The sequence below is a fragment of the Pseudobacteroides sp. genome (assembly GCF_036567765.1).
Taxonomy (GTDB): domain Bacteria; phylum Bacillota; class Clostridia; order Acetivibrionales; family DSM-2933; genus Pseudobacteroides.
In genome coordinates, this window is sequence record NZ_DATCTU010000019.1 from 1 (window position 1) to 3,063 (window position 3,063).

The window sequence follows — 3,063 nt, forward strand, 5'->3', positions numbered from 1 at the left end:
GTAGCTTCAACCTGTAAAACCTGGAGGCCGCTGTTCAATCCGAGAGTCAATTGCAGGAGGGTGTCAGTTATTGGCAGCTCAATAATAGCTCTTCCAGAAACTTGCTTGGAATCTTGGTCTAGTAAAACGTCTAAATTAAAAGAGTTCAATAATGCGCAATCTATTGTCTCGTTTGCAAAAGGGTCAGCGGGAGGCTCCTCAAAAGCAAAATGACTCTCCTTCTTGAAGATTGTTGCTGTACGGATTAACCCAGCCAAAAGGCCAGCGGCTAGCAAAGTAAAGATCGCTATTTGGATATAACTAAGTTTTTGTTCACGCCTTGGTGAAGAAATGCGGACTATTAATAACCCCATTAATAATAGAAGCGCTGATAGTGCTAAGTAAAAAATTCGGTTAAGCAAAATCATCCCACTGTCGGGTCCATACCCAATCAGTGGCGATGCATAAGGGTCAACTATGTCAAATGCTGCGGTCCGAGTAAAGTTTTGGTTAAATATCATCACTCCACCCAAAAATAACACCATGAACAGAGTTGTCCAAAGTCCACGGCGGAAAAGAGAACCAACTAAGAAGGTTACAGCAATGATAAATAAATAAGTGGGACCAAGATTAATGAGCCACAATCTAATTTGAATGAGAATTGTTTCGAAACCATGCAAAGTACCCATTAAATAGGCAGCCAATAACCCACTGGGTAGAAGGGCGGTGATAATAGTTAATACAACCCCGAGATACTTCCCTATGAAATAAGCGGTTGTAGAAAATGAATGCGTCCAAATTAAATCGTAACCAGGCTGAATTTCACGTAAGAGCGCTGTTGACGCCAAAATGGCTACGAAAAAGGTTCCAAACGCTCCTAATCCGTCGGCTATATTAATTGCAATCCCCATTGCTGACCTTAGAGGCAGTGACCCTTGTTCAAGAAATGCCCAACCGACTAAAAAAAACAAACCAGCGATTAGCCAAGTTGTGCGTTGGCGAATCTGAATGATCCATTCTTTATAGGCAACGTTAAATAATGTTCTCAGATTGTTTTTCATCAGCATTTCCTGTGGGGATTAGCAATAGATAAGCATCTTCTATAGTAGGTGTAACTGGTTCTGATTCAAAAGGTGGTTGGCTTTCCTTGGTAAGAAACTTTATTTCTATAAGTCCCGGTTGGCTGGTAGGGCGCGAATAAACAATAGTATGGGCACTTTGCACGCTTTCGAATTGTTCTGGAGAAACCCACGCTTTCCATACCTTTCCTTGAGCAGAAGAGACTAACTTTTCAATCTCCCCTGAAAAAGCAACTTTCCCTTCATTCAGTATAGTTGCTTGCCTGCAAGTGGCAGTGATGTCTTCGACGATATGGGTTGAAAGCAACACAGTCCTTTCCCTCCCTAACTCTGACAAAAGATTGCGAAACCTAACCCTTTCAGCAGGGTCAAGGCCAGCGGTAGGTTCATCTACCAATAAAACGGGTGGATCGTGTAATAAGGCTTGGGCGATTACTACCCGCTGTTTCATCCCTCCTGAAAAAGATTTCAGACGCTGATTAGCGACTGACGCTAACCCAACCTGATCAATAACCCGCTCAATCTGTGCATGAGGCTTTTGCAAGCCGCTCAAAGTCCCCATGTAGTGCAAAAATTCCTTGGCTGTTAGACTGGGATATAAGGTATATTCCTGAGGAACATACCCGATAATCGGGCGAACTTTTTGAGGTTGTTCCAACACGTTAAACCCTTGAATTGTTGCAGAGCCCGAGGTCGGCGTAATCAAGGTAGCAAGAATGCGTATTAAAGTTGTCTTACCAGCTCCGTTGGGACCTAATAGTCCAAAAACTCCCTTATTGCAATTCAGAGAAACATGGTTTAGGGCATTAATCTGTGCCCCTTTATATCGCTTTGTGATGTCCTCAACCAGAATAGACATAAACCACCTCTTCTAAACCAAATAGTGGAACTTACCTATATTAAACGATCTAAAATGCTCTTTCTACGTGCAAGTTGAGCAAAGTTAGATTTGAAGTTTTAATTGTCGGGACCGCATATGCTCATATCTTGACAATTATATTCATTCCAGGAATAACAATTAGTGTCGTTACACTCCAAACACCATCTTGTATTAAAATCTTGTTTTTTTGGATACAAAGTATCGCAGCAAGTACCAGTCCATGTCCAGGAAGTACATGATTTAGCATTCACTGGAAGAGCTAAGATTGGTACTATCACAAGTGCGAGGATTGTAACAGCTAAGATCGCTGTCAGGGCTTTCCTCATAGAAACATTGAGTAAAGAAAAGCCTAGTTTTGACATTTTTCCTCCATTATATTTAATGCGTCACTGTTTCGGTAAGTTCCATTATTTGATCTAGAGTATTTGCATGTCCGACTTTTTCTATAATTCCCTGCTTGTTAATAACTACAAAAGTAGGTGTTCCACTAATAGAATATTTATTAAAAATTTCAGGCGTTGCGGATAATATATGCAAATTCTTATAGCCAATAAAAGAATATTCATCCATAAATTTCAAGTTTTCTTCTCTACTACTTATCGAGATCAATAAAACTTCAATTTTATTGCTCTTACTTAGAAATTCACGAAGTGCCGGATACATTTTTTGACAAGCAGAGCAAGTATGCGAACTGAATACTAGGAGGACAGGCTGGCCTTGATATTGAGATAGCGAAATCTCTTTTCCTTCAATATCATTTAGGCCAAAATCTGGTGCCTGGGTACCTATTAATGATTCAACCTCTTCAGCTTGGGATGAAACTGATTTCAATAAAGTTAATTGCTTAATAAATCTTATATCCTTCAAGACAAAAATTAATAAAATTGATTGCAATACTAATAGAACAATTATCATTATAGGAATAAACGTTTGTCCATTAGAATTCGACTGATCCATTTTTTTTACCTCTTATAAATGAGCTTTCCCCGCAGCAAGCTGCGGGGACATGACCTGTTTTTATTAGATTATATCACGATATTCTCCGCCGCGGCGCAGGGCTTGAATGTTCATCTCCACAAATTTCTGCAAGCGCTGAGCGGTATGGTTCTTGAGCGCTTTTTCCAA

General features: G+C 40.1%; 3 protein-coding genes. All 3 read right to left on the reverse strand.

Annotation, left to right across the window (positions count from 1 at the left end):
- A partial coding sequence (locus VIO64_RS03670; protein WP_331915267.1) for a hypothetical protein occupies positions 1–1,040 on the reverse strand: 1,040 nt, incomplete at its 3' end.
- Entirely contained in the window at positions 1,012–1,917 is a 906-nt protein-coding gene (locus VIO64_RS03675; protein ID WP_331915269.1) for an ABC transporter ATP-binding protein, read from the reverse strand. The genes VIO64_RS03675 and VIO64_RS03670, both read right to left, overlap by 29 nt.
- A gap of 399 nt (positions 1,918–2,316) precedes the next feature.
- Entirely contained in the window at positions 2,317–2,895 is a 579-nt protein-coding gene (locus VIO64_RS03680; RefSeq protein ID WP_331915271.1) for a peroxiredoxin family protein, read from the reverse strand.
- Positions 2,896–3,063: the final 168 nt, after the last annotated feature.

Bases quoted from the DNA above. Each gene is read 5' to 3' on its own strand.
- VIO64_RS03675 (WP_331915269.1), bottom strand. From the start codon at position 1,917: ATGTCTATTCTGGTTGAGGACATCACAAAGCGATATAAAGGGGCACAG.
- VIO64_RS03680 (WP_331915271.1), bottom strand. From the start codon at position 2,895: ATGGATCAGTCGAATTCTAATGGACAAACGTTTATTCCTATAATGATA.